Origin of the sequence: Mesorhizobium sp. M1399, from assembly GCF_040317735.1 — a bacterium.
Lineage (GTDB): Bacteria > Pseudomonadota > Alphaproteobacteria > Rhizobiales > Rhizobiaceae > Mesorhizobium.
In genome coordinates, this window is sequence record NZ_JAMYKZ010000019.1 from 1 (window position 1) to 22,108 (window position 22,108).

22 protein-coding genes and 1 pseudogene are annotated in these 22,108 nt (G+C 62.8%); 18 read left to right on the top strand and 5 right to left on the bottom strand.

Translation table 11 applies throughout. The features are described from left to right. A partial coding sequence (locus tag NKH05_RS26855) for a hypothetical protein (protein ID WP_353026446.1) occupies positions 1–186 on the top strand: 186 nt, incomplete at its 5' end. A gap of 101 nt (positions 187–287) precedes the next feature. Here NKH05_RS26855 and NKH05_RS26860 read toward each other — a convergent pair. Further along, positions 288–869, bottom strand: coding sequence for a sulfocyanin-like copper-binding protein (locus NKH05_RS26860; protein WP_352718092.1), 582 nt, complete (start codon positions 867–869; stop codon positions 288–290). Between the two features lie 1,334 nt (positions 870–2,203). Here NKH05_RS26860 and NKH05_RS26865 point away from each other — a divergent pair. The 8 genes from NKH05_RS26865 (at position 2,204) to NKH05_RS26900 (ending at position 9,373) form a co-directional block, all read left to right on the top strand. Continuing rightward, positions 2,204–2,815, top strand: coding sequence for a cupin domain-containing protein (locus NKH05_RS26865; protein WP_031194868.1), 612 nt, complete (start codon positions 2,204–2,206; stop codon positions 2,813–2,815). A gap of 116 nt (positions 2,816–2,931) precedes the next feature. Further along, entirely contained in the window at positions 2,932–3,870 is a 939-nt protein-coding gene (locus NKH05_RS26870) for an ABC transporter substrate-binding protein (RefSeq protein WP_352718090.1), read from the top strand. Between the two features lie 74 nt (positions 3,871–3,944). Further along, complete coding sequence (locus NKH05_RS26875; RefSeq protein ID WP_023721835.1) at positions 3,945–4,742, top strand: ATP-binding cassette domain-containing protein; 798 nt, start codon at positions 3,945–3,947, stop codon at positions 4,740–4,742. Beyond that, entirely contained in the window at positions 4,739–5,743 is a 1,005-nt protein-coding gene (locus NKH05_RS26880) for an ABC transporter permease (protein WP_352483919.1), read from the top strand. The genes NKH05_RS26875 and NKH05_RS26880 overlap by 4 nt, the downstream gene beginning before the upstream one ends. A gap of 4 nt (positions 5,744–5,747) precedes the next feature. Then, positions 5,748–6,836: a phosphotriesterase family protein gene (locus NKH05_RS26885; protein WP_352548567.1), complete on the top strand. Its 1,089-nt coding sequence runs from the start codon at positions 5,748–5,750 to the stop codon at positions 6,834–6,836. Between the two features lie 27 nt (positions 6,837–6,863). Then, on the top strand, positions 6,864–7,634 hold the full coding sequence (locus tag NKH05_RS26890; protein WP_352496441.1) for a glutamine amidotransferase: 771 nt from the start codon (positions 6,864–6,866) through the stop codon (positions 7,632–7,634). Between the two features lie 3 nt (positions 7,635–7,637). Beyond that, entirely contained in the window at positions 7,638–8,546 is a 909-nt protein-coding gene (locus NKH05_RS26895) for a ribokinase (RefSeq protein ID WP_352548569.1), read from the top strand. After that, on the top strand, positions 8,543–9,373 hold the full coding sequence (locus NKH05_RS26900) for a BtpA/SgcQ family protein (protein ID WP_352483923.1): 831 nt from the start codon (positions 8,543–8,545) through the stop codon (positions 9,371–9,373). The genes NKH05_RS26895 and NKH05_RS26900 overlap by 4 nt, the downstream gene beginning before the upstream one ends. Before the next feature lie 111 nt (positions 9,374–9,484). Here the strand turns inward: NKH05_RS26900 and NKH05_RS26905 are convergent. Next, positions 9,485–9,732 (bottom strand): annotated as a pseudogene (locus NKH05_RS26905) (type II toxin-antitoxin system Phd/YefM family antitoxin). Positions 9,733–10,426: 694 nt separating this feature from the next. Between NKH05_RS26905 and NKH05_RS26910 the strand changes: the two are divergent. Next, positions 10,427–11,449 (top strand): LacI family DNA-binding transcriptional regulator, encoded by a 1,023-nt coding sequence (locus NKH05_RS26910; protein WP_352483924.1) that lies wholly within the window; start codon positions 10,427–10,429, stop codon positions 11,447–11,449. Here the strand turns inward: NKH05_RS26910 and NKH05_RS26915 are convergent. Then, positions 11,437–12,414, bottom strand: coding sequence for an alpha/beta hydrolase (locus tag NKH05_RS26915; protein ID WP_353026449.1), 978 nt, complete (start codon positions 12,412–12,414; stop codon positions 11,437–11,439). The two genes, NKH05_RS26910 and NKH05_RS26915, sit on opposite strands and share 13 nt — an antisense overlap. 15 nt (positions 12,415–12,429) lie before the next feature. Beyond that, a complete protein-coding gene (locus tag NKH05_RS26920; RefSeq protein WP_352496437.1) occupies positions 12,430–13,578 on the bottom strand; it encodes a Gfo/Idh/MocA family protein in 1,149 nt (382 codons plus the stop codon). 437 nt (positions 13,579–14,015) lie between these two features. On the opposite strand from NKH05_RS26920, the gene NKH05_RS26925 reads away from it, so the two are divergent. From NKH05_RS26925 to NKH05_RS26950, 6 genes are read left to right on the top strand one after another with little or no spacing between them, the layout of a single operon-like run. Further along, complete coding sequence (locus tag NKH05_RS26925; protein ID WP_352496446.1) at positions 14,016–14,789, top strand: sugar phosphate isomerase/epimerase family protein; 774 nt, start codon at positions 14,016–14,018, stop codon at positions 14,787–14,789. A gap of 10 nt (positions 14,790–14,799) precedes the next feature. Next, complete coding sequence (locus NKH05_RS26930; RefSeq protein WP_352548576.1) at positions 14,800–15,876, top strand: Gfo/Idh/MocA family protein; 1,077 nt, start codon at positions 14,800–14,802, stop codon at positions 15,874–15,876. Then, positions 15,876–16,694, top strand: a complete 819-nt coding sequence (locus NKH05_RS26935) for a sugar phosphate isomerase/epimerase family protein (protein WP_352496436.1) — start codon at positions 15,876–15,878, stop codon at positions 16,692–16,694. Before NKH05_RS26930 ends, NKH05_RS26935 begins: the two co-directional genes overlap by 1 nt. Continuing rightward, entirely contained in the window at positions 16,694–17,527 is an 834-nt protein-coding gene (locus tag NKH05_RS26940) for an alpha/beta fold hydrolase (RefSeq protein WP_352591012.1), read from the top strand. Before NKH05_RS26935 ends, NKH05_RS26940 begins: the two co-directional genes overlap by 1 nt. Then, positions 17,524–18,246, top strand: coding sequence for a ribulose-phosphate 3-epimerase (locus NKH05_RS26945; protein WP_352591009.1), 723 nt, complete (start codon positions 17,524–17,526; stop codon positions 18,244–18,246). The genes NKH05_RS26940 and NKH05_RS26945 overlap by 4 nt, the downstream gene beginning before the upstream one ends. Beyond that, positions 18,246–19,238, top strand: coding sequence for an ROK family protein (locus tag NKH05_RS26950; RefSeq protein ID WP_352548581.1), 993 nt, complete (start codon positions 18,246–18,248; stop codon positions 19,236–19,238). Before NKH05_RS26945 ends, NKH05_RS26950 begins: the two co-directional genes overlap by 1 nt. 97 nt (positions 19,239–19,335) lie before the next feature. On the opposite strand, the gene NKH05_RS26955 is transcribed toward NKH05_RS26950, so the two are convergent. Continuing rightward, entirely contained in the window at positions 19,336–20,097 is a 762-nt protein-coding gene (locus NKH05_RS26955; protein WP_352496432.1) for a DeoR/GlpR family DNA-binding transcription regulator, read from the bottom strand. Positions 20,098–20,329: 232 nt separating this feature from the next. Between NKH05_RS26955 and NKH05_RS26960 the strand changes: the two genes are divergently transcribed. Together NKH05_RS26960 and NKH05_RS26965 are read left to right on the top strand one after the other, a co-directional pair. Next, on the top strand, positions 20,330–21,136 hold the full coding sequence (locus tag NKH05_RS26960) for a beta/alpha barrel domain-containing protein (protein WP_352496431.1): 807 nt from the start codon (positions 20,330–20,332) through the stop codon (positions 21,134–21,136). Then, positions 21,133–22,071 (top strand): PfkB family carbohydrate kinase, encoded by a 939-nt coding sequence (locus tag NKH05_RS26965; protein WP_352591007.1) that lies wholly within the window; start codon positions 21,133–21,135, stop codon positions 22,069–22,071. Before NKH05_RS26960 ends, NKH05_RS26965 begins: the two co-directional genes overlap by 4 nt. Positions 22,072–22,108: the final 37 nt, after the last annotated feature.

The following is a 22,108-nucleotide window of genomic DNA, read 5'->3' on the forward strand; positions in this document are numbered from 1 at the left end:
ATCGGTGATTGCAACGTCACCACCGTGCCATGGCCGCTCGCCCTTCAGAGCAAGCGCCGTTCTCTCTCCAAAACTTTTTGCAGAACCTTCAGGACACTATCCCTCGCCGATGCTCCGGCTGCGCCAAAGGCTTGTTTGGATGCCTCAGCTTGGACCTGGTGGCTTGGCAACCAGGGGCAGTTCTAGACCGGTCGGGGCGCGGCCAGACTTTCGAGTTTCAAGATAAGCCGCCACGGATTTGCAATGATCTCCACGACGAAGCCATAGCGCTGGTTGCTCGCGCAACCCTATGGGCGTCCTGGGGGCTGCTCCTGCGGAAACTTGTCTTCATGGACGATTGCCACGGCCCGCACAAGATTGCCTCTCACCTCGAAACCGATCCAGTGTCCGTCCATCAGGTGTGTTTGTCTCGGACAGGCGAGGAAATAGTTCCCCGCCTGCTGGGCAACAAAGTTGAGTTGTCTCTTCTCATTAATTTTAATCCCCTCTAGCGGAGCGGTGTACGCCCCCCAAATCGCATCCTCAGCCTCCAACTTCACTGGCATCTCCGACCGAGCATAGACCCTGGTCACCATCAGACCGTGCCTGAAATTCGAAGAGCCATTGATGAACTCGATCTGTACCGACCATTCTTCTGGCACGATGATCGTGAGATTGCCGTCCCAGTAGCCGTTGAAGTCGATAATGTCGGTCCGGATGTTGTCCCTGCGGTACCGCTCGACTTGGTTCCAATCGGCGACAATCTCTATAGCCACCGTCTTGGCTGCCGGATCGTTTTTGATCCAGCTCGGGACGAAAGGCTCCCCAGCCAGCGCAATTCCAGGCAACAATCCAAAGGCGAGAAGGGCAAGGTGGGCAAAGCGCGCCATCGCAATCAGAGGCTCCTCCCGAGCGGAGCGGCCAAGCTTAAGCGACCGTAATCGAAATCGACTAGGCCTATCCCTCAACGAAGAGAATACCCCCAAAACAAGATCCACACCAGCAAACCCCCTTTTGGCGGAACGGAACAAAACTCGCCGTCGCCGGAGGCGCCCCCAAGCGAACGCCCCACCTCGCACAGGCCGATGTCTGCCGCCGAAAAGCGAAGGAGGGTAAGGTTATCCCGCCAGGCTGATCGCCGCTCGGCAAAGGTCTCCTTCGGGCCGGAAAGCGGACAGATGCTTTTCTAACCCGGAGCGACACGAGCAGACCTTTTGTCCGGCGCAAGTGTCGTCCTGACGTGACCCAATGCGGCCTTCAGTTGCGAGCGTCGCTCGCTGGAGCTGCGTCAGTCGGTCGGGGGCCAATGGTATTTTCAATGGAACGCTAATATACATGGAAATCCCAACGAGCAGCGCCTGCCAGATATTTGAGGAATGCCATGCGAAGGCTCATCTTCACGGCAATGTGTATCGCCGCCGCAACAGCAGCTAACGCCCATGATTGGTACGAAGACAAGATTGACCCGCAGACCAAATTCAAGTGCTGCGGTGGTTCGGATTGCCGCGCCGTACCTCGGTCTTCGGTGCGGTCCAGGGTAGACGGTGGGTACACTTATTTGCCGCATAATTTCACCATCCCACGGGACCGTGTGCAGCAATCCCCGGACGGGCAATACCATATCTGCGAAAATAAATATGTCGTAACCAATCAGCTGTATTGGCGTTGCTTCTTCGCACCTCGTGTCGATGTGTCTATACTTCTAAAGCATTAACCGCGCGTCGCTTCCGCGATTCACATCCGCAAGGTGCTAGTCCATTAATTCTGTTGGACTTTCTTCAAAATTGTCGAAGCTCAGGCGGTGCGCGACTGCCTCAGGGATTTCATTGAGTACATCGCCGCTACCGAGAGCAACTCCATGGGGCGCTGCCGCGGGTGACTTCCGGCGGACTCCGCAAATTCGGTGACAGTCCAGATTTTATCGTGTCGGCATGGCCGTGGTTGTCTAGATTGGCTGTGTGGCCCGCCTTGCCCGTATTGTCCAAGTCCACTCGCCACGAGACGCAACGCGGTAACGGCTGGCGATTTCGACCACGATGGACAGCCAAGCGATAGGGGTAACTGGCGCGGGATCATCAGCACGGTTCATGCGAGAGCAGCATTCGCCAGAGGCCGGAGCTACGGCTGCAGCCTCGAATTTGACGCATCAGCACTTGCAAATCGTCGGCCGAGGTCTTTTGCTCGCGCGATAGTTGCCCTTGACCGTTGAATGGTTGGCGAACAGATGAATAAAATCGATCGACGGCGGCCAGAGTCGGAAACGGACGCCACCGTAAATGCCGCGAGACTTGGAACTCGACTGCGCCTCGCCCGCCAGACACGCGGCATGACGCTGAAGAGCCTGGCCGCGGCTGCGAATTGCTCGGAAAGCCTGCTGTCCAAGATCGAGAACGGCAAGGCTTCGCCGTCCCTGCCCATGCTTCACCGTCTGGTCGAGGTTCTCGACACCAACATCGGCTGGATGTTCGAGCAAGTCGATGACGACGAGGCGATCGTATTCCGGGCGGGCGCAAGGCCTTTGATTGCGCTCGACGCGCTACGGCGTGGCGAGGGCATTTCGCTCGAACGCATCATTCCGTATTCGCCTGGCCACCTCTTACAATGCAACATCCATCACATCGAGGCAGACGGCGAGAGCGAAGGCCCGATTCAGCACGCCGGCGAGGAAGTCGGCTACGTGCTCGCCGGCCGGATCGAGTTGATCGTCGACGGCAAGCGACATGCTCTCGCCACCGGCGATGCCTTCGTTTTCAGGTCGGAGCTGCCGCATCATTACCGCAATATCGGCAAGGAACGCGCCAGCATTTTCTGGGTCAACACGCCGGCGACTTTCTGAGCAACGCTCTGCGTTCATTTGGATTGACAAATATTCAAGTCTCTTGAATGCTTGCCTCGTGCCTGTAGCACCAACGGGAACCAGCCGGTCTGGTCCGCAAGCAAGGGGAACCGAAAATGCGTCTGTTCAAAATTCTCGCCGGCTGTGCCGCCGCCATTGCCATGGGCTCGGCAGCCATGGGATCGGCGCTTGCCGATACGTTCGCACTCGTCAACATCAACCAGCAGGCCCTGTTCTTCAACCAGATCAACGAGGGCGCGCAGAAGGCAGCCGACGCCGCCGGCGCCAAGCTGGTCATTTTCAACGCCAACAATGTGCCGAGCGCGCAGAACGACGCGATCGAGAACTACATCACGCAGAAAGTCGACGGCATCATTCTGGTCGCCATCGACGTCAACGGCGTCAAGCCCGCGATTACTGCGGCCAAGGCGGCCGGCATTCCCGTCATCGCCATCGACGCGCAGATCCCCGACGGCGACAACGTTTCGTTCATAGGTGTGGACAACACCAAGGCCGGCGAGGACATCGGCAAATTCTACGCCGACTATGTGAAGACCGAGATGGGCGGCAAGGCCAAGATCGGCATCGTCGGCGCACTCAATTCATTCATCCAGAACCAGCGGCTCGACGGGTTCAAGAAGGCGGTGACCGAAAGCGGCCAGGCCGTCACCTTCCTGGACACGGTCGACGGCCAGAACGTTCAGGAGACGGCGTTGAGCGCTTCGGAAAACCTGATGACCGCCAATCCGGACATGAACTCGCTCTATGCAACCGGCGAACCCGCCTTGCTCGGCGCCGTTTCGGCTGTGACCAGCCAGGGCCGCACCGGCGACGTCAAGGTGTTCGGCTGGGATCTGACCAAGCAGGCCGTTCAGGGCATCGACGACGGCTGGGTGGTGGCGGTCGTGCAGCAGGATCCGGCAGGCGAAGGCAAGGCCGCGGTCGAAGCGTTGGGCAAGCTCAAGAAGGGCGAGAAAATCGACCCGATCATCAATATCCCGGTGACGATCGTGACCAAGAAGAATGTCGACCAATACCGCGCGATGTTCAAGTAAACTGCGTCGGCGACCGAGCCGCGGCGCCGCCTGAAGCTGCGCCGCGGATACCTGGCAATCGCGTGGAATCCCAGATGAGCAGTGGCCAGACCTATCGGGTGCGGATGAGCGGCATCTCAAAGCGTTACAACGCCATCCAGACGCTCGATGATGTGTCGCTGACGCTGAAGCCGGGCGAGGTGCTGGGGCTGGTCGGCGACAATGGCGCCGGCAAGTCGACATTGAGCAAGGTGCTGTCGGGGGCTGTGGTTCCCGACGCCGGCACCATCGAGATCGACGGCAAGCCGGTGATCTTCAGCTCGCCGGCGGACGCACGTGCGGCGCGCGTCGAGATGGTCTACCAGGACCTGTCGCTCTGCGACACGGTCGATGTCGCCGGCAATCTGTTTCTCGGCCGCGAGCCGCGCCGCCGCATCGCCGGCATTTCCTTTCTCGACAAGAAGCGCATGCACGACGAGACGCGCCAGATGCTCGATCGGCTCGGTATCGTCATTGCCGACACGCGGCTCAAGGTCGAAAACCTCTCCGGCGGGCAGCGCCAGTCGATCGCCATCGGCCGCGCCGCCTCGTTCGAGCCGGCCGTGCTGATCATGGACGAGCCGACGGCAGCGCTTGCGGTGGCCGAGGTCGAGGCGGTGCTCGAACTGATCCGCGCGGTCAGCGCGCGCGGTGTCAGCGTCATTTTGATCACCCACCGGCTGCAGGACCTGTTCCTCGTCTGCGACCGCATCCAGGTCATGTATGAAGGGCGCAATGTCGCCGAGCGGCTGATCGGCGAGACCAATATCGAGGACGTGGTCAATCTGATCGTCGGCCGCAAATTCAGTGCGCGTTCCGCCACCAACGGCTATCGCGGTGGAGCGCCGGCATGAGCGATGCGATCCACGCTGCCCAGCCCTCACGAGTGCGCAAGGGCACCTGGCGCGATGCGCTGCTCGCCAATGGCAGTGTCGTCTCGATCGCGCTGTTCTTTCTGGTCGTCTGCATCATCTTCTCGGTGGCGACCGACGCCTTTCTGACGTCGCCTAATCTGTTGAACATCCTGCGGCAGTCGGCGCCGCTGCTGATCGTCGCCGCGGCAATGACTTTCGTCATCACCACTGGCGGCATCGATCTTTCGGTCGGCTCGGTACTGGCGCTGGTGGCAACGCTGTCGGCGACGCTCTTGCAGTTCGGCCTGCCATGGTCAGTCGTTATCCTCGCCATGTTGGCGCTCGGTGCCCTGCTTGGCGCGGTGCAAGGCTATTTCGTCGCCTATGAGGGCATCCCGTCCTTCATCGTCACGCTTGCCGGGCTTTCGGTGATCCGTGGCGTGGCGCTGCTGATCACCGGCGGCTATTCGATCCCGATCGAGCCCGGAAGCGCTTTCACCGTGCTGGGCCGTGCCTGGTTCCTTGGCGTGCCGGTGCCGGCGCTGATCGCGCTGGCGATCCTGGCCATCGCCTATCTCGCCTTCAACGAGACGCCGTTCGGCCGCTATGTCACCGGCATCGGTGCCAACGCTGAGGCGGTGCGGCGCGCCGGCGTCAACACGCGGCAGACGACGCTCTTCGTCTATGTGATTTCCGCCACCGCGGCAGCCCTTGCCGGGATCATCATTGCTGCCCGGCTTGGATCGGGATCTTCGAATGCCGGACAGGGTTTCGAGCTGGAAGTCATCGCCGCCGTCGTGCTCGGCGGCACCAGCCTGTTCGGCGGCCGCGGAACGATCATTGGCACGGTGCTCGGCGCGCTGACCGTGGCCGTCATCGGCAACGGCCTGATCCTGGCGCATCTGTCGCCTTTCCTGACGCCGATTGTCACCGGAACGATCATCCTGGTCGCCATCTGGCTGAACTTCCGCCTGTTCCGCGGCGCCGTGCGGAGCCGTTGAGCCGATGGGCGGTCTGTTCGATGACGCGGTGCCCGGCCAGCGGCTGGCGATCGGGGTCGAAACCGGCCATGTGATGACCGTGCTCGGCCCGGTTCCGGTCGAGGAGATGGGCATCACGCTGATGCACGAGCACATCTTGCTCGATGGCGCGCGCAGCTGGAAATGCCCCTGCCATCCCGATGACATGGCGGTCGCCGAGCAGCCGGTGAACATCGAGATCATCGGCGAGTTGCGAATGAACCCATACGTCAACCGCGACAACGTTTCGCTCGACGACGCCGACCTGGCGCTGTCAGAGCTACAGCGCTATCGCGCACTGGGCGGCCACACCGTCGTCGATGCCACCAATATCGGCATCGGCCGCGATCCCGAAAAGCTCGCCCGTATCAGCCGCATGTCCGGCCTGAAGATCGTCATGGGCACCGGCTTCTATCTCGAGCACACCCATCCCGAATGGCTGAAGGCCATGGATGTGGACGCGGTGACCGAATTCATCGTCAACGATGTCGGCGGCGGCGAGACGCAGCCGCCGATCATGGCCGGGCTGATCGGCGAGGTCGGCGTCAGCAAGGATTTCACCGCCGAGGAGCGCAAGTCGCTGACAGCTTCGGCGCGCGCCTCGCGCATCACCGGCGTGCCGCTGTCGATCCATCTGCCGGGCTGGGAGCGGCTGGCGCACGAGGTGCTCGATATCGTCGAGGCCGAGGGCGCCGATCTCCGCCATACCGTGCTCTGTCACATGAACCCGAGCCACGACGACCCCGACTACCAGACAAGCCTCGCCCGGCGCGGCGCGTTCCTCGAATACGACATGATCGGCATGGACTATTACTATGCCGACCAGGACGCGCAATCGCCCTCCGACGAGGAGAACGCACGCGCCATCGCCGCCCTTGTCGAGGCCGGTTTCGGCGACCGCCTGCTGTTGTCGCAGGATGTCTTCCTCAAGATCATGCTGACGCGCTTCGGCGGCTTCGGCTATGGCTATATCCTGAAGCATTTCATACCGCGCCTGAAACGCCACGGCGTCGAGCAGGCGGCCATCGACCGCATGCTGATCGCCAATCCGAAAAGCGTATTCGCGCGGCTCTAAGCGGCCTGGAATTACACGGGAGTTCAAATGTCCAAGAAGAAGATCCTGCTTGCCGGCGAATCCTGGGTGTCGACCGCGACCCATATCAAGGGTTTTGACCAGTTTCCGACCGTCACCTACCACACCGGCGCCGACGAATTGCTGGGCGCGCTGAAGGCGACCGATTTCGACGTCACCTTCATGCCGGCGCATGAGGCGCAGCGCGGCTTTCCGCAGACGATGGAGGCGCTGTCGGCCTATGACGCGGTCGTGCTATCCGACATCGGCGCCAACACGCTGCTGCTGCATCCCGACACCTGGGTCCACTCGAAGCCGACACCGAACCGCCTGCGCCTGCTGCGCGATTATGTCAGCGGCGGCGGCGGTCTGTTGATGTTCGGCGGCTACTATAGTTTCCAGGGCATCAACGGCGGGGCGCGCTACCGCAAGACGCCGGTCGAGGACGTGCTGCCTGTGAACTGCCTGGCCTATGACGACCGCGTCGAGGTTCCGGAAGGTTTTGCGCCCGTACCGAAACCAGGGTCGACACATCCCATCCTCAGGGGCCTTGGTTCGGACTGGCCGATCCTGCTCGGCTTCAACGAGGTGAGGCTGAAGGACGGTGCGGAAGTTCTGGCTGCCGTGTCGTCGGACTATGGCTCGCTGCCGCTGCTCGTCACCGGCCACTATGGCAAGGGCCGCACCGTGGCCTGGACATCCGATGTCGGGCCGCATTGGCTGCCGCCGCAGTTCATCGCCTGGCCAGGCTACAAGACCCTGTTCGAACAGATGCTGGGCTGGGCGACCGGTGAGAGCTGAGCCATGCGCGTCCACGTCGTCGGCAATGCCTGCGTCGACACCATGTTTCGCGTCGGCCGCTTCCCGGCCGCGGGCGAGACTTTGAATGCCGTGAGCTATGCCGACGGGCTCGGCGGCAAGGGCGCCAACCAGGCAGTCGCAGCAGCACGGACTGGTGCAGAGGTGACGTTCTGGACGGCGCTCGGCAAGGACCCAGCTGGCGCATGGATCAGGAGCCGCCTCGACAACGAGCTGTCCGACCTTGAGGTCAGCCAATTCGAGCTGCCGAGTGACCGCTCGACCATCGTCGTCGATCGAGGCGGAGAGAATTTCATCGTCAGCGGCGTCGCCTGCGTCGAAGCCTTCGACCCGGTGGCGCAGACAGCACTTGTCCGCTGGATCGCTCCCGGCGACATCCTCGTCTGCCAGGGAAATTTGCCCCTCGCCGCGACCAATGCCTGCCTCCGAGCAGCAATGGAAAACGGCGCGCGCACCGTCCTCAACGCCAGCCCCATCGATGCGGCATCTGTGCCCGATCTCGGACTGGCGGAGGTTTTGGTGGTCAACCAATCCGAAGCGCAAGCCCTGACCGGCCAGAGCGATATGGCAGCCGCCGCCCGGGCGCTGGCGGCCAGAGGCGCAGGTATTGTCGTGATCACGCTCGGCGGCGAAGGCTGTCTCGTGCTTGGTCCGGACCAGACGGAACCGCTTCGCTTGCCGGCGCCGCGCGTCGAAGCACTCGACACCAGCGGCGCCGGCGATGTGTTCTGCGGCTGCCTCGCCGGCGGGCTTGCCCGGGGCATGCCGGTCACCTCGGCACTGGAGCTGGCGCTCGCCGCCGCCGCAATCGCCGTGACACGGCCGGGCACGCTGGCATCCTGTCCTTCCGCCTCCGAGATGGCGGCGCTCATCGATCAAATGGAGCTCTCATGACCCAGATCGGCCAATCCGGCGGCGACGCGCTCGTGGACCTTTTCGGCCGCACCAAGGTGGTGATCGGCGTCGTTCACCTGGCGCCGCTGCCCGGCGCGCCGCGCTATGATGGCGAGGCGATCGAGGCGATTTACCAGCGCGGGCTCGACGATGCCCGGGCCTATCTCGATGGCGGCTGCGACGGCGTCATCGTCGAGAACCATGGCGACATCCCCTTCGCCAAGCCTGACGATATCGGACCGGAGACGGCGGCCTATATGGCTGTCGTCTCAGACCGCATCCGCCGCGAGCTCGGCAAGCCGATCGGCATCAATGTGCTGGCCAATGCCGCCATCCCGGCCTTGGCGATCGCTAGCGCCGCCGGCGCCGGCTTCGTCCGCGTCAATCAGTGGGCGAATGCCTATGTCGCCAATGAGGGCTTTGTCGAAGGCGAATCGGGCCGTGCGGCACGCTACCGCGCCAGGCTGCGCGCCAACGGCATCCGCATTTTCGCCGATGCCCATGTCAAGCATGGCGCACACGCCATCGTCGCCGACCGCCCAGTGGAGGAACTGGTCAAAGACCTGGTCTTCTTCGACGCCGACGCCATCATCGCCACCGGCCAGCGCACCGGCCACGCCGCGGATTTGGGCTACATAAGCATGATCAAGCAGGCCGCCGGCCTGCCGACGTTGGTCGGCAGCGGCGTGACGCCGGACAACGCCAACGATATCCTCGCCATTGTCGACGGGGTCATCATCGCCAGCGCGCTGAAGCACGACGGCGTCTGGTGGAACCAAGTCGACTCTGCTCGAGTAAAGGCGTTCATGGGTGGTCTGAGGCGATAGCTGACTTCAACCCCCCACCGCACCGAAGGGCCGCAGTCACCCGCGCGAGGGGCGGGAGCTCTTCGGGCTCGCCCGCCGCCCAGAGCAAAAGATGGGCATCGAGCAGAAGTTTCATGCGTCGCCGCCAAACAGCTTCCCGATTTCCTCATCGGCCATGCGATCAACCTCGTCTGGAACTGAAAAAACTGCCCGGCCATAAACCCAACGCGACGCATTTCGCCGGCCGCAGGTGCGTCTATGGCAACGACCTTCACCATCGGCTTGCCGGATCTCGCAATTATGAAGGATTCAGCTTTGACCGCCCTGTCGACAAGACGAGACAGATGCGTCTTGGCCTCGTGAATATTGACGGTGTGCATTGCGGGCCCCGCGACTTAGTCCATGCAACTTAGTCTACTCGGGCCGATCTTCAACTATTGAGCGACTTCCTCGCGCCTAGCCGGCTCCTAGCAAGGAAGGGATTTCGACCTAATGACCCGAATTCGCCGTTAGGAATGGCTTGATCAGGATGGTAGCTTCGCTCAACCACAGCAACGAAGTCGAGGCGATCGTTCGATGCTTGTGGGGAAGGCATATCGTCCAGTAGTGTCGTTGGACGCCCGTTTCGACTTCGATGCCGCCGATCTTCACGGATCTCGAGACACAGTAACTGTTTGGAAGTCCCGCATCGCCTCTGCGGATTCGGAGTTGCCAGCCCCAATTCCTTTGGCAAGCCTGTTTGAAGCTGGTTTAGCTGTTCATCGTAGCGTGCCGGCACCACAGGGTCACCGCGCAGGGGTGTCGGCTGATCTCGACAAGGATCTCGCCGGACTGACCAGTTTCTCCATCTCGCGGAATTCGTTCCGGCGCTGCGCTCCCGCCTCGCCGCGAGACTCGAATTTTCCCATTGCTCACCCAAAGATGAATACCGCTTTCACCTTTTGCGTCAATTTATAAATTTACGCATGGAAACTCTTGGACATTATCTGTAAATTTTCGCCTTGCAGTTTGCACGCCTGGCGGGCAGCGCCGAGGAACCACCCGGGAACGGATGTCCGTGACGAGAGGATTTCAATGCCGATGACGCACAAGACCATGGAGGATTTCGCGCGCTCCTGCGGCGTCTCCAGGCCGACCTTGTCGAAATATTTCGAGGATCCAACCAGCGTCAAGCCGGCGACGCGAAAGCGGATCGAGGAGGCACTCCGCTCGTCCGACTATCAGCCCAATCTGTTTGCCCGCAACCTGAACCGCAAGCGGACCCGCAGCATAGGCATCGTGGTGCCGACACTCGCCGATCCTTTCTATTCCGAGATGGTCAGCCGCATCGAACTCAGGCTGCGCCACGAAGGCTACTGGCCGATCGTGATCTCCTCGCACGGCTCGCGCGAACTCGAAGTGGAAGCGACGCGAACCATCCTGTCACTAAAAGTTTCCGGTGGGCTGATCGCGCCGCTCGGCCTGCGCTCGGACCACCGTGCGCTGGAGAAGCTGACGCAGGCCATACCAATCGTCTATTTCGACACCTATCTCGAGAGCGGCACGCCATTCGTCGGCAACAACAACAGCCAGAGCGTTTCGACGATCGTCGATTACCTCTGCCGCTCCGGCGACGCGCCGGTCTATTTCGACATCCCGCACGTCAATCACAATACGCGCGAACGCCTGCACAACTATGTAAGCGCCATGCAACGGCTCGGGCAAGAGCCGGTGATCATTGGCGACACCCATGAATACACCTGGGATTTCGAACGGATCGGCTACCAGCAGATGGAGGCAATGCTCAGCACTGGTGGCTTGCCGGGTAAGACCATTTTGTGCGCCAATGACCGCCTGGCCTTCGGCATCATGGCGGCCGCCTATTCGCAAGGTCGCAAGGTCGGCCGCAAAAGCGATTGCGACCTGCGCGTCGCGGCCCATGACGACCACCCGCTCAGCCGCTACACCTGTCCTGCCTTGACCACCATGGCGCAGGACTTCGCCGCTATGGCGGGACGCAGTGTGGAGACGCTGCTGGCCCTGCTTGATGAGGACGGGACTGCGGTTGCACCCAAGATCAATCTCGACGCGACGCTGGTCATGCGTCAATCGGCCTGAGCATTTCCAAAGGCGAGATCGAAGCCGCGCCATGCGCCGACCGCCGCGCTGACCGCTTGCCGTGCAGCCGGGCCATGGCGGCCCATCGAGACGAAGCCGTGGATCTGGCCATTCCAGCGGCGCAGGGCGACCGGCACTCCTTCATCTTCCAGACGCTTCGCGTAGGCCTCGCCTTCGTCGGCGAGAATGTCATGGCCGGCGATGGCAACAAAGGCCGGCGCCACACCGGCAAGGCTGGCCGCCTTCAGCGGCGACACGCGCCAATCGTCGATATCGCCGGCATGGGTGACATAGTGGTCGCGGAACCAAGCCATGGTTGCCGCAGTGAGACCAAAACCCTCGGCAAAGCGGCAATAGCTGTCGGCCGTCTGCGAGGCGTCCGTATTCGGGTAGAACAGCAGCTGCGCCGTCGGCGGATTCTTGTTTTCGCGCGCGAGCAGGGAGAGCACCGTGGCGAGGTTGCCGCCCGCACTGTCGCCTGCGACAGCGATGCGCTTCGCGTCGACGCCGAGATCGTCGACGGCACTTTGCATGAAGGCAAGCGCCACGCGGCAATCCTCGATGGCCGCCGGGAACTTGTGCTCCGGCGCCAGCCTGTAGTCGGGACAGACGACGACGCAGGCGGCCATGTTGGCAAACCAGCGGCAGATCTCGTCATGGGAGTCGAGATTACCGATCACCCAGCCGCCACCATGCAGATAGAGCCACGCCGGCGCGCCGTGCGCGGAAGCTCCTAGCCCGCGATAGATCCTGAGCGTCAATGGGCCGCTTGTTCCGGCGATGGTGCGCTCGGTCAGCGAGGCGACCGGCTCGCGTTCGCCCTGCAGTGTCGGAAAGCCCTGCTCATAGGCGTGGCGGGCTTCTTGAGGGCTGCCGGCCTCGAACGGCTTGGCGGCCGCCTGCCGGCCGAGGTCGAGCACATGCCGGGCTTCCGGATCGAGCAAGGGCGAAGGCGATATTGTCATGGACGGCCCCCAAACTCAGGCAAGCAGGCTTGCCGCCTCGTCCTCCGCAAGGAGTGGCGGCTGATCGACGGTTCCATTGACTGCAACCGACTCGCGGCTTTCTCCCGAAGCGAGGGTCGCTTCCATGATCTCCAGCACATGCAGCGCAAGGTCGCCGGACGCACGCGGCTTTCTTCCGCTCAACAGCGCGCGTGAAAGGTCGGCGACGCCGAGCATGCGGTAATTGGCGCGATCGGGCGCGGCGAAGGGCCAGTTGCGAGCGCCGTAGAGTTCGCTCTCGCTTGTGAAGTCAGCCCAGTCGGCTCCGCGCTCCGAAAGCGAGACGGTGCCGCCGAATGTGTCCGGATCGGGCAGCTTGAGCGAGCCTTCCGTGCCATGCAGTTCGATCGGATGGTTGGAGTGCTTGAAGACGTCCCAGGAGGCGCCGAAGGCGACGGTAACGTCTGAGCGGAATTCCAGCAGCGACAGGATGTTGGTTGGCGTGCCGACCTTGAAGGTGGTGTTCCTGTAGGGACCCTCTGCGGTGATCAGGCGCTCCTCCTGGCCACGCGTTGCCATGGCCATCACGCGGCCGACCGGCCCGAGCAGGTTGACCAGCATAGTCAGGTAATATGGCCCCATGTCGAAGACCGGGCCGCCACCGGGTTGATAATAGAATTGCGGATTGGGATGCCAATGCTCCATGCCGCGCCCCATCATGAAGGCGGTGCCGGTCACCGGCCGGCCGATCGCGCCCCCGTCCATGAGGCGGCGCGCCCGCCGGCCGGCGGCGCCAAGAAACGTGTCGGGGGCCGAGCCGAGCAGCAGCCCGCGCTTCGCCGCCTCCGTGACAAGACGGCGACCGTCGTTGGCCGAGGTCGCCAGCGGCTTTTCGGTGAAGACATGCTTGCCCGCCGAAAGTGCTGAAAATGAGATGTCGAAATGCGCCGACGGGATGGTCAGGTTGAGGACGAGGTCGATCTCCGGGTCGGCCAGAAGCGCGTCGACGCTGAGCGGACGGATGCCATATTCGCTGGCGCGCAAGGCCACCATGTCGGCGGAAATGTCGGCGCAGGCGCGCAGTTCCACCTCACCGAACAGAGCCGCATTGCGCAAATAGGTCATCGAGATGTTGCCGCACCCGACAACGCCGATGCCGAGCTTTGTCTTTGATTTCCCGTGCATTTCGATCGTACCTCCCAACACGTCAGCGGCCTGGACCGCTGCGCGGCAACGGATCACATTCGCAAGCCGCTATACAACATTTTAAATATTGACGCGCGTAAAATTGTTATAGAACATGCGAAAATGCTGACGAACGTCGGGCGCGCTGCCGGCCCTGGGAGGAGAAATGACTGACATGAAAAATCGGCCGGCCGCCGGCTCGAAGCCCGTGCTCATGTGATGATCGCCGACCGCCGGCAATTTCTCACTGGAAGCGCCGGGCAGCTGGTGCAGTAGCGCGGCTTGCGCGCAGGACTGGGCGTTCGCCGGACTCGCGCCAGTCGCGCGCCGAGCTTTGCCAACACCGCCTCGGGGGAGGCTGACGCAGGGCGGCATCAAGGAAGGAAAGGACGGTCGTGAAAAACCTGAAAGTCGGTTGCCAGACTTTTACTTGGGAAATGTTGGGAGACCGCTTTGCCGGCGGCCCCGACGATCTCGTGAAGGCGATCGCGGATGGCGGCTATGCCGGCATCGAGATCACCGACACGATGATCGGCCGCTATGCCGGCAGGCCGGCGGAATTCGCCACCGCACTGAAGGCGACCGGCCTCACCCTCGTCTCCTTTGCCTTCGGTTCGAAGAACGGCTTCACACTGAAGGAGCAGATCGGCGCCGACCTCGAGGCCGCGAAGCGCTGGATCGACTTCGCCGCCGCTTTTCCGGGCGCGATGGTGTCGATGGGCTCGGCCACCGTCGTCTCGGACGGCCGACGCGACGACAGGTTCGCCATCGCGGCCGAGATCTACAACAGGGCGGGTGAGCTCGGGCGCAAGGCCGGCGTCGATGTCGCGGTACATCCGAGCTCGCACCACAACACGCTGCTGTTCGACCGCGCCGATTACGACCGTATCTTCGGGCTGATCGATCCGTCGCTGGTCGGTTGGGTGCCCGACACCGGCCATATATTGCGCGGCCACAACGACATGATCGACACCCTCACAACCCATCGCGACCGCATCCGCTACGTTCACCTGAAGGATGTCGATGCCAGCGGCACTTGGGCAATGCTTGGCAAGGGCGTCTGCGACACCCAGGCAGTGATCGCCATCGCCAGCGCCGCGCCCAACTTCAACGGCTGGCTGGTGTTGGAGGAAGAATCCGACACCGCTGCCGCAGATCCGGCCGCCGCGGTCAAGACCAACCGCCAGACGATGCGCGGCTACGGCGCGTGAGGAACAGATCATGATCCGGAAACAAGACCGCCGCCTTCGTGTCGGTGTGCTCGGCTGCGGGCCGATCGCGCAATTCGCCCATCTCGAATCCTGCGTCAAAGCAAGGAACGCCGACCTCTATGCTATCTGCGATGCCGCCCCCGACCTTTTGGCGCGCATGGGCGCGACCTATGAACCTGAGAAGATGTATGGCGACTACGACGCCATGCTGGCCGACCCGGAACTGGAGGCGGTGATCGTCGCGACCTCGGACGCCTATCACGTGCCGATGGCGATCAAGGCGCTCGAGGCCGGCAAGCATGTGCTGTGCGAGAAGCCGATCGGCGTCTCGGTCGAAGAGGGCCAAAAACTCGCCGACGCGGTCAAGCGCTCCGGCAAGGTGCTGCAGGTCGGCCACATGAAGCGCTTCGACCCGGCTCTTGAGGCGGCGCGCGATTTCGTCCGCGACGAGATGGGCGAGATACTGGCGCTAAAAGCCTGGTATTGCGATTCCACCCACCGCTACACCAACACCGATGCCATCCAACCGCTGCCGGTCAGCAGCCGGCTGGCGCGCAAGCCGGCCGGTAATCCGAAGGCCGATCTCAGGCGGTACTTCATGCTTGCGCATGGCTCGCACCTCGTTGACACCGCACGCTTCCTGTGCGGCGAGATCCTCGCGGTGCGCGCCCGTCTCAACCAACGTTTCGGCGCCTATTGCTGGTTCGTCGAAACGGAATTCGCCAACGGAGCGCTTGGCCATCTCGACCTGACGGTGGCTGTGCGCATGGACTGGCACGAGGGCTTCCAGCTCTACGGCGAAAACGGCTCGGTGATCGCGAAGACTTTCAATCCCTGGTACTTCCGGGCAAGCGAGGTCGATATCTTCCATGAGAAGGATGCAACGTCGCGCAAGCCGCTTGGCGCGGACGGCCATTTCTTCCGACGCCAGCTCGAAGGCCTCTCCGACACCGTGCTTGACGGCGCGCCGCTGCGTGGCGCCGACGTCGAGGACGGCCTCGCCTCGATCCGCGCCATGGTGGCGATCGCCCGCTCGGTCGAAACCGGCCAACGCGTCGAGATTGCTGGCGTAACAGGAGCGGTCTGATGGAGATCGGGGTGTTCGCCAAGACCTTTCCGGGAAGCGAGCCGGCCGGTGTGCTGGCCGCGGTGCGCGACGCCGGATTTGCCGTTACCCAGTTCAACCTTGCCTGCGCCGGCCTGCCGTCGATGCCGGATGCGGTGCCGGATCACGCCATCAGCACTATTGCGGCTGCGTCTGATGCCTCCGGCGTCGCTTTGGTGGCGCTGTCGGGCACCTACAACATGGCCCATCCGGACAGGACGGTGCGCCACGACGGCCTGCGCCGTCTTGGCGCGGTCATCGAGGCCGCGGCAGCGCTTTCGGTTCCGCTCGTCACCCTGTGCACGGGAACGCGCAACGCGGACGACCAGTGGGCGCATCACCCTGGCAATGCCGATCCGTCGGCCTGGGCCGATATGGCAAGCGAGATGGAAAAGGCGCTTGCTCTGGCCGAGCATCACGGTGTCGATCTCGGCATCGAACCCGAACAGGCCAACATCGTCACATCGGCAGCGGACGCGATGCGCCTTATCGCAGAGATGGGCTCGAAGCGGCTGCGCATTGTGCTCGATCCGGCGAACCTGTTCGAACAGGCGAGCACAGGGCAAGCACGCGCCGTCGTCGCTGCAGCAGTCGAAGGCACCGCAGGCCACGTCGCCATGGCCCACGCTAAGGACCGTTTCGCCGACGGCCGCTTTGCCACCGTCGGCCGCGGCGTCGTCGACTTCGCCGATTTCGTCGCCCGGCTCAAAGTGTCAGGCTTTGACGGGCCGCTGGTCACGCACGGCCTTTCAGCCGAAGAGGCACCAGGCGTCGCCCGGTTCCTGAAGGGGCTGGCCTGATGGCGCGCCCGGCCACCTTGTTTCGCGACGATGCCACGCTGCGGATTTCCGATGAGGGCGACGGGCTTGCCGTCGTCTTCCAGCACGGGCTGGGCGGCGGCGAGGCACAGGTCGCGCAGGCTTTCCCCATCGACGCCGGCTGCCGGCGCATCACGTTGGACTGCCGCGGACACGGTGAGTCCGATCTAGGCAGCCGCCGACCGTTTTCAATGGCGATGTTTGCGGACGATGTTCTGGCCGCCGCCGACCAGGCCGGCCTCGACCGTTTCGTCGCTGGCGGCATTTCCATGGGCGCCGCGATTGCGTTACGCCTTGCCTGCCGTTGTCCGGACCGCGTCGCCGGCCTGATGCTTGTGCGGCCGGCCTGGACGTTCGAACGCGCGCCAGTGAACCTGCAGCCGATCGCCGAGGTCGCCGGCCTCATCCTCGATCATGGCCCCGACAAGGCCAGGACGATCTTCTCGCGGTCTGAAGTCGCCGCGCGCCTGCAGAGCGAGGCACCAGACAATCTCGCCTCGCTGTTCGGTTATTTCGACCGCCCGGATGCAGCATTGTTTGCGCAAGTCCTGGCCGACATCGCTGCCGATGGAGCTGAGGTCTCGGCAAGCGACGCCGCCACCCTTGGCATTCCTGTGCTGGTCATCGGCAATACTGTGGATGCGGTGCATCCACTATCGGCCGCGCATACACTTGCGGATGCCATCCCCGGCGCGGCCTTTGTGGAGATCGCCGCCAAGGCGCTCGACGGCAAAAGGCATTTCGCCGAGCTGCAGGCCGAGATCACCACGTTCCTTCACGCCCACTTCAACATCCGGAGCCTTGTTGCGTCATGACGAGCAAATCCTTATCCGGCCGTGTTGCCATCGCCGCCTTGCCGCGCAACCGGCTGCTCGGCGAGTTTTCCCTGTGGTCGGCCGACCTGGCCAACATGGAGCGCGATCTGAAGCGCATAGACGCTTATGTCGACCTGCATCACATCGACGTCGCTGACGCCCGCTTCACCCCCGGCTTCCTGTTCTTTCCGGATCTGGTGGCACGGATCGCCAAGCTGACGACAAAGCCGATCCATGTGCATCTGATGGTCGAAGCGGAAATCGTCGAGGAGCAAACGCGCCAGTTCATCGAGGCCGGCGCCGACCTCATCAGCGTCCATGCTGAAAACGGCGAGGCCGGGTTGCGCGCCGTGCGGCTGGCGCATGAGCTCGGCGCCGAGGCCGGCGCGGTGCTCAGGCTGGAAACGCCTGTCTGCGCCGTCACGCCCTTCTTGCCCGAAGTTGCCTTTGTGACGCTTCTCGGCACGTCGATCGGCGTCAAGGGCCAGGCGCTGTCCGATCGGGCCTGCCCGCGCCTGATCGAGGCGCGCGCGCTGATGCGAAAAGCAGGTCGAGAGAACCAAATCATCTTGGCTGCCGATGGCGGAATCCGACACGAGACGGTGCCGCGCCTGCGTGCTGCCGGGGCCGAAACGGTGGTGCTCGGATCGCTGGCGTTCGGCGAACCCGACCTTGCGCAACGCATGGCCTGGCTGCATGGGTTGAAGGTCACCGCCTGATGACCAAAGTTGCGCTTGCATTCGATCTCGGCGGAACGGAGCTGCGGGGCGCGCTGGTCGAGCGCAACGGTCGGGTTGTCGCCCGCGTTTCGGCGCCGACGTTGGCGGGTGCGGGATCGGAAGCGGTGATCGGCCAGATTATCTCACTTGCTGGCAGGCTTTTGGTCGAGCGGCCGCAGGCAGAGATTGCCGGCATCGGCGTCTGCGCGCCGGGGCCGCTCGATCCCAAGGCCGGGATCGTGATCGCGCCGCCGACGCTGGCCGGCTGGCACGACGTGCCGCTGCTCGACATTCTGGGCAGGCATTTCGGCCTGCCGGTGCGGCTGGAGAACGACGCCAATGCAGCCGCGCTGGGCGAATGGCGTTTCGGCGCCGGCCGGGGTAGCGGATCGGTGGTCTTCGTCACCGTGTCGACCGGCATCGGCGGCGGCGTTGTTGCCGATGGCCACATCTATCATGGCCGACGCGGGCTGGCAGCCGAGATCGGCCATATGACCATCACCGGCGAAGGCGACCGCTGTTTCTGCGGCGCCATCGGCTGCTTCGAGGCGGTGGCATCGGGAACCGCGCTCGGGCGGCATGCCACGCGGCTGACGGCTCCCGGCGACGGCTCACTGCTCAGGCGTCTTTCCGGCGACGGCGATGTCTCGGCCAGGCACGTCGTCGAGGCCGCTCGCGCCGGCGATATCAGGGCCCTGGAACTGGTCGAGGCCGAGGCGAAGTGGCTGGGCATCGGCTTCACCAATCTGTTGCACCTCTACTCGCCTGATCTGATCGTGATGGGCGGCGGCCTCGCCAACGGCTTCGATCTGCTGGCGCCGCTTGTCAGGGGCACCGTCGAAGCGCGGGCGATGCCCGCCTATCGCGATGTGCCGATCGTACAGGCGCAGCTCGGCGACCAGGCCGGCCTGGTCGGCGCGGCAAGCCTGATCCTGCGGGAGGGCAAGCCAGGAACGTCACTGGCAATGGCGCAGAACGACGAGAGAAGATGACGCCGGCACTCGCCGGGAGCGCTTCGGCCGCAGCGAATTCGAACTCCGGCGTCAAACGCAGCGCGGCACCGAGAGGCTGATGGCAGACGGAAGGCACTCACACGTAGCGCACTTCGACTCCCAGCTTGTCCAATCGGCTACGAATCCCATACGGCATACCAGTGTCGGTGATGATCAGATCGACACGTGACAACGAGAATGCCTTGGACGAGGCGCCGATATCCCATTTGCTTGAATCTGCCACAAGGATCACACGCCTGGCCATACGAACCAGGTTACGCTTCGTACGTGCAATGTCTTCTGAGACATCGACGACGTCGAATGAGTGATCTATCGCATGCGCGCTGACGAATGCCTGGTGAGCCACAAGACCGCCCACGGCCTTGTCAAAATCCGACACGATCGTGCTGACCGTCTCGGGATAGACCCGACCGCCTATCATATGCACGTCCAGTCCGGGACGATACATCAGATGCTGCGCGATGTTCATCGCGGTTGTCGCTACTACGACATTGCTGACCGGGGGCATCTGCATTGCGACCTGCAGCAACGTCGAGCCGCTGTCGAACAGCACGGACTGGTTGTCTATGATCTGGCGCGCCGCCATCTGCGCGATACGCCGTTTGGCATCGAAGTTGCGGTACATCCGTTCTTCGAAGGCCGCGGCGGGCGAATCAGCGGGCAAGGCAATTGCGCCGCCATGCGTTTTGATCAACTGCTTTTTTGCGTCCAGAATTTCCAGGTCGGACCTAATGGTCACCTCGGACACGCCGAAGTTTTCCGCCAGTTGGCTGGTGCGCGCCTGGCCGGTCCGTTGAAGCTCGAGCATGATCTGATGTCGTCGTTGTTCCGCCAGCATGTGTGACCCCGAATTGCTGTTTGAATAGCTGCACGCTAACCTTTCGAAAATCGAACCCCAAACCGGCAAGCGTTTGCGAATCCTTGGGATAGCGCGTCATCGTAGCGAACGCTAGCGGTCGCAATCGCAATCTTATATCAAAACGAAAGAAATCGAAATATTGAGTATTGTTTTGCTTTCGAGTTAGGGTCCCTCAATGTCAGATCAAAAATCGCGAAGGGACTGCACCGATATGGGCCTTGGAACTAAAATTCGCTTGTCGCGGCTGTTCTCGCATCGATCTGGAAACCTGTTCGGTGGTGCGGTCGACCATTTCGTAGGCTATGGCAACGTCCGTGAGGGCGGCCTTGCGGATCTCCCCGGCGCGCTCAAGCGAGTGATGGCCGGAGAGCCAGATTACATCAGCATTCAGCCTGGTGCGGCGCGTCATCTGTGGCCGGCTTACGCCGGCAAGGCGGCGCTGGTCATTCAGGCGGGATGCTTTACGCCCGACGATCGAATCAGTCAGTTGATCGCGACACCCGAAGATGCCGTGCGCTACGGTGCCGATGCGCTGGCCGTCGCCATTCCGGTGCGGGGCGATACCGAGGGCCACTACATTCGCTGGCTTACCGATACGGTCAACGCTGCTGCTCGTTTCGAAATGCCGGTCGTTGCTCATGTTTATCCGCGCGACTATTCAAACGGCTGCAAGATCGTCTTCACGCCCGACGAGATCGCCTATGCAGTTAGGATTGGCTTTGAGACCGGCGTCGACGTGATCAAGGTCGGATACACTGGGGACTTCGACTCATTCAAGGAAACGGTCGCCACTTGCCCGGTTCCCATCGTTATCGCCGGCGGCCCGAAGACCGAGGATCTTCTGGGCGCTCTGACCCAGACCTCTGAAGCCCTGCGCGCCGGCGCGAAGGGTGCGGTCGTGGGGCGCAATTTGTGGGGGCATGGTGACACCACGATGGCAGCGCGTGCGTTCAAGGGCGTCATTCACGACGGGATGGCGCCGCAAGACGCTTTGGCGGCTGCGGCACGTGAGCCGTGACCGGCGATCTTCAGGTCTTGGGCTTCGGAGCCTTGGCGATTGACGACATCATCTATGTCGACAGCCCGCTGGGTGCCGGCAAAGGGAGGGTGACAAATCGCACGAGGGACCACGGCGGCAATGTGGCGACGGCACTCGTTGCTGTCGCCAAGTTGGGCGGGCGTGCCGGTTTCATCGGCTGGCTGAGCGATCAGCCACATTCAGATGTCAGCGCCCGCGAACTTGAACGACACGGTGTCGACATATCGTTCGCGCCACGTCGTTCCGATGCCAGGCCGATCCGGTCGGTGATCACTGTGGCGCCTAATGGTGACCGGTTCATCGCCTATGATGATGATGTGCCGCACGGGACCTCAGATGCGCTGGCCGACAGCGTCCTTGCGCAAGCCCAGGTATTGTTGATCGACGGCTACGCCACGCAGGCGGAGATGGTCGTTGCTCGTGCCCGCACGCTGGGTCTGGCGGTGATCGCCGATATTGAGTGGACAATCGGACCTGCAACCGACCGATTGATCCGCCTATCAAATCACCTCGTATTCCCTCTGGAATTTGCGCAGACCTATACAGGCGAAAAAGAGGCGACGGCGATCCTGCGCAAGCTGTGGTCGGATGACCGCTCCGCGGTCGTGTTGACCGATGGCGATCGAGGCGCCTACCTCCGGCAAAGGGACGATGCCGTTTTGTGGCACGTTCCGGCCTACAAGGTCAGGGCAGTGGACACGACCGGCGCGGGGGATTGTTTCCATGGGGCCTATGCCTTTGCCCTTACACAGGGAAGGCAGCCTGTCGCCTGCGTTATTTATGCAAACGCCGCGGCCGCGATCTCGGTAACGGGCCGCGGTGGCCGTATGGCTCTGCCAGACCACAACGCCTGTCTCGCGTGGATGGCGAAAGAAAATGCGCCTGTGCCCATACCGATTACGTCGCCAGACTGAGAATTCATCGCTCGGATATTGCCGCTTCTGGTGGAAC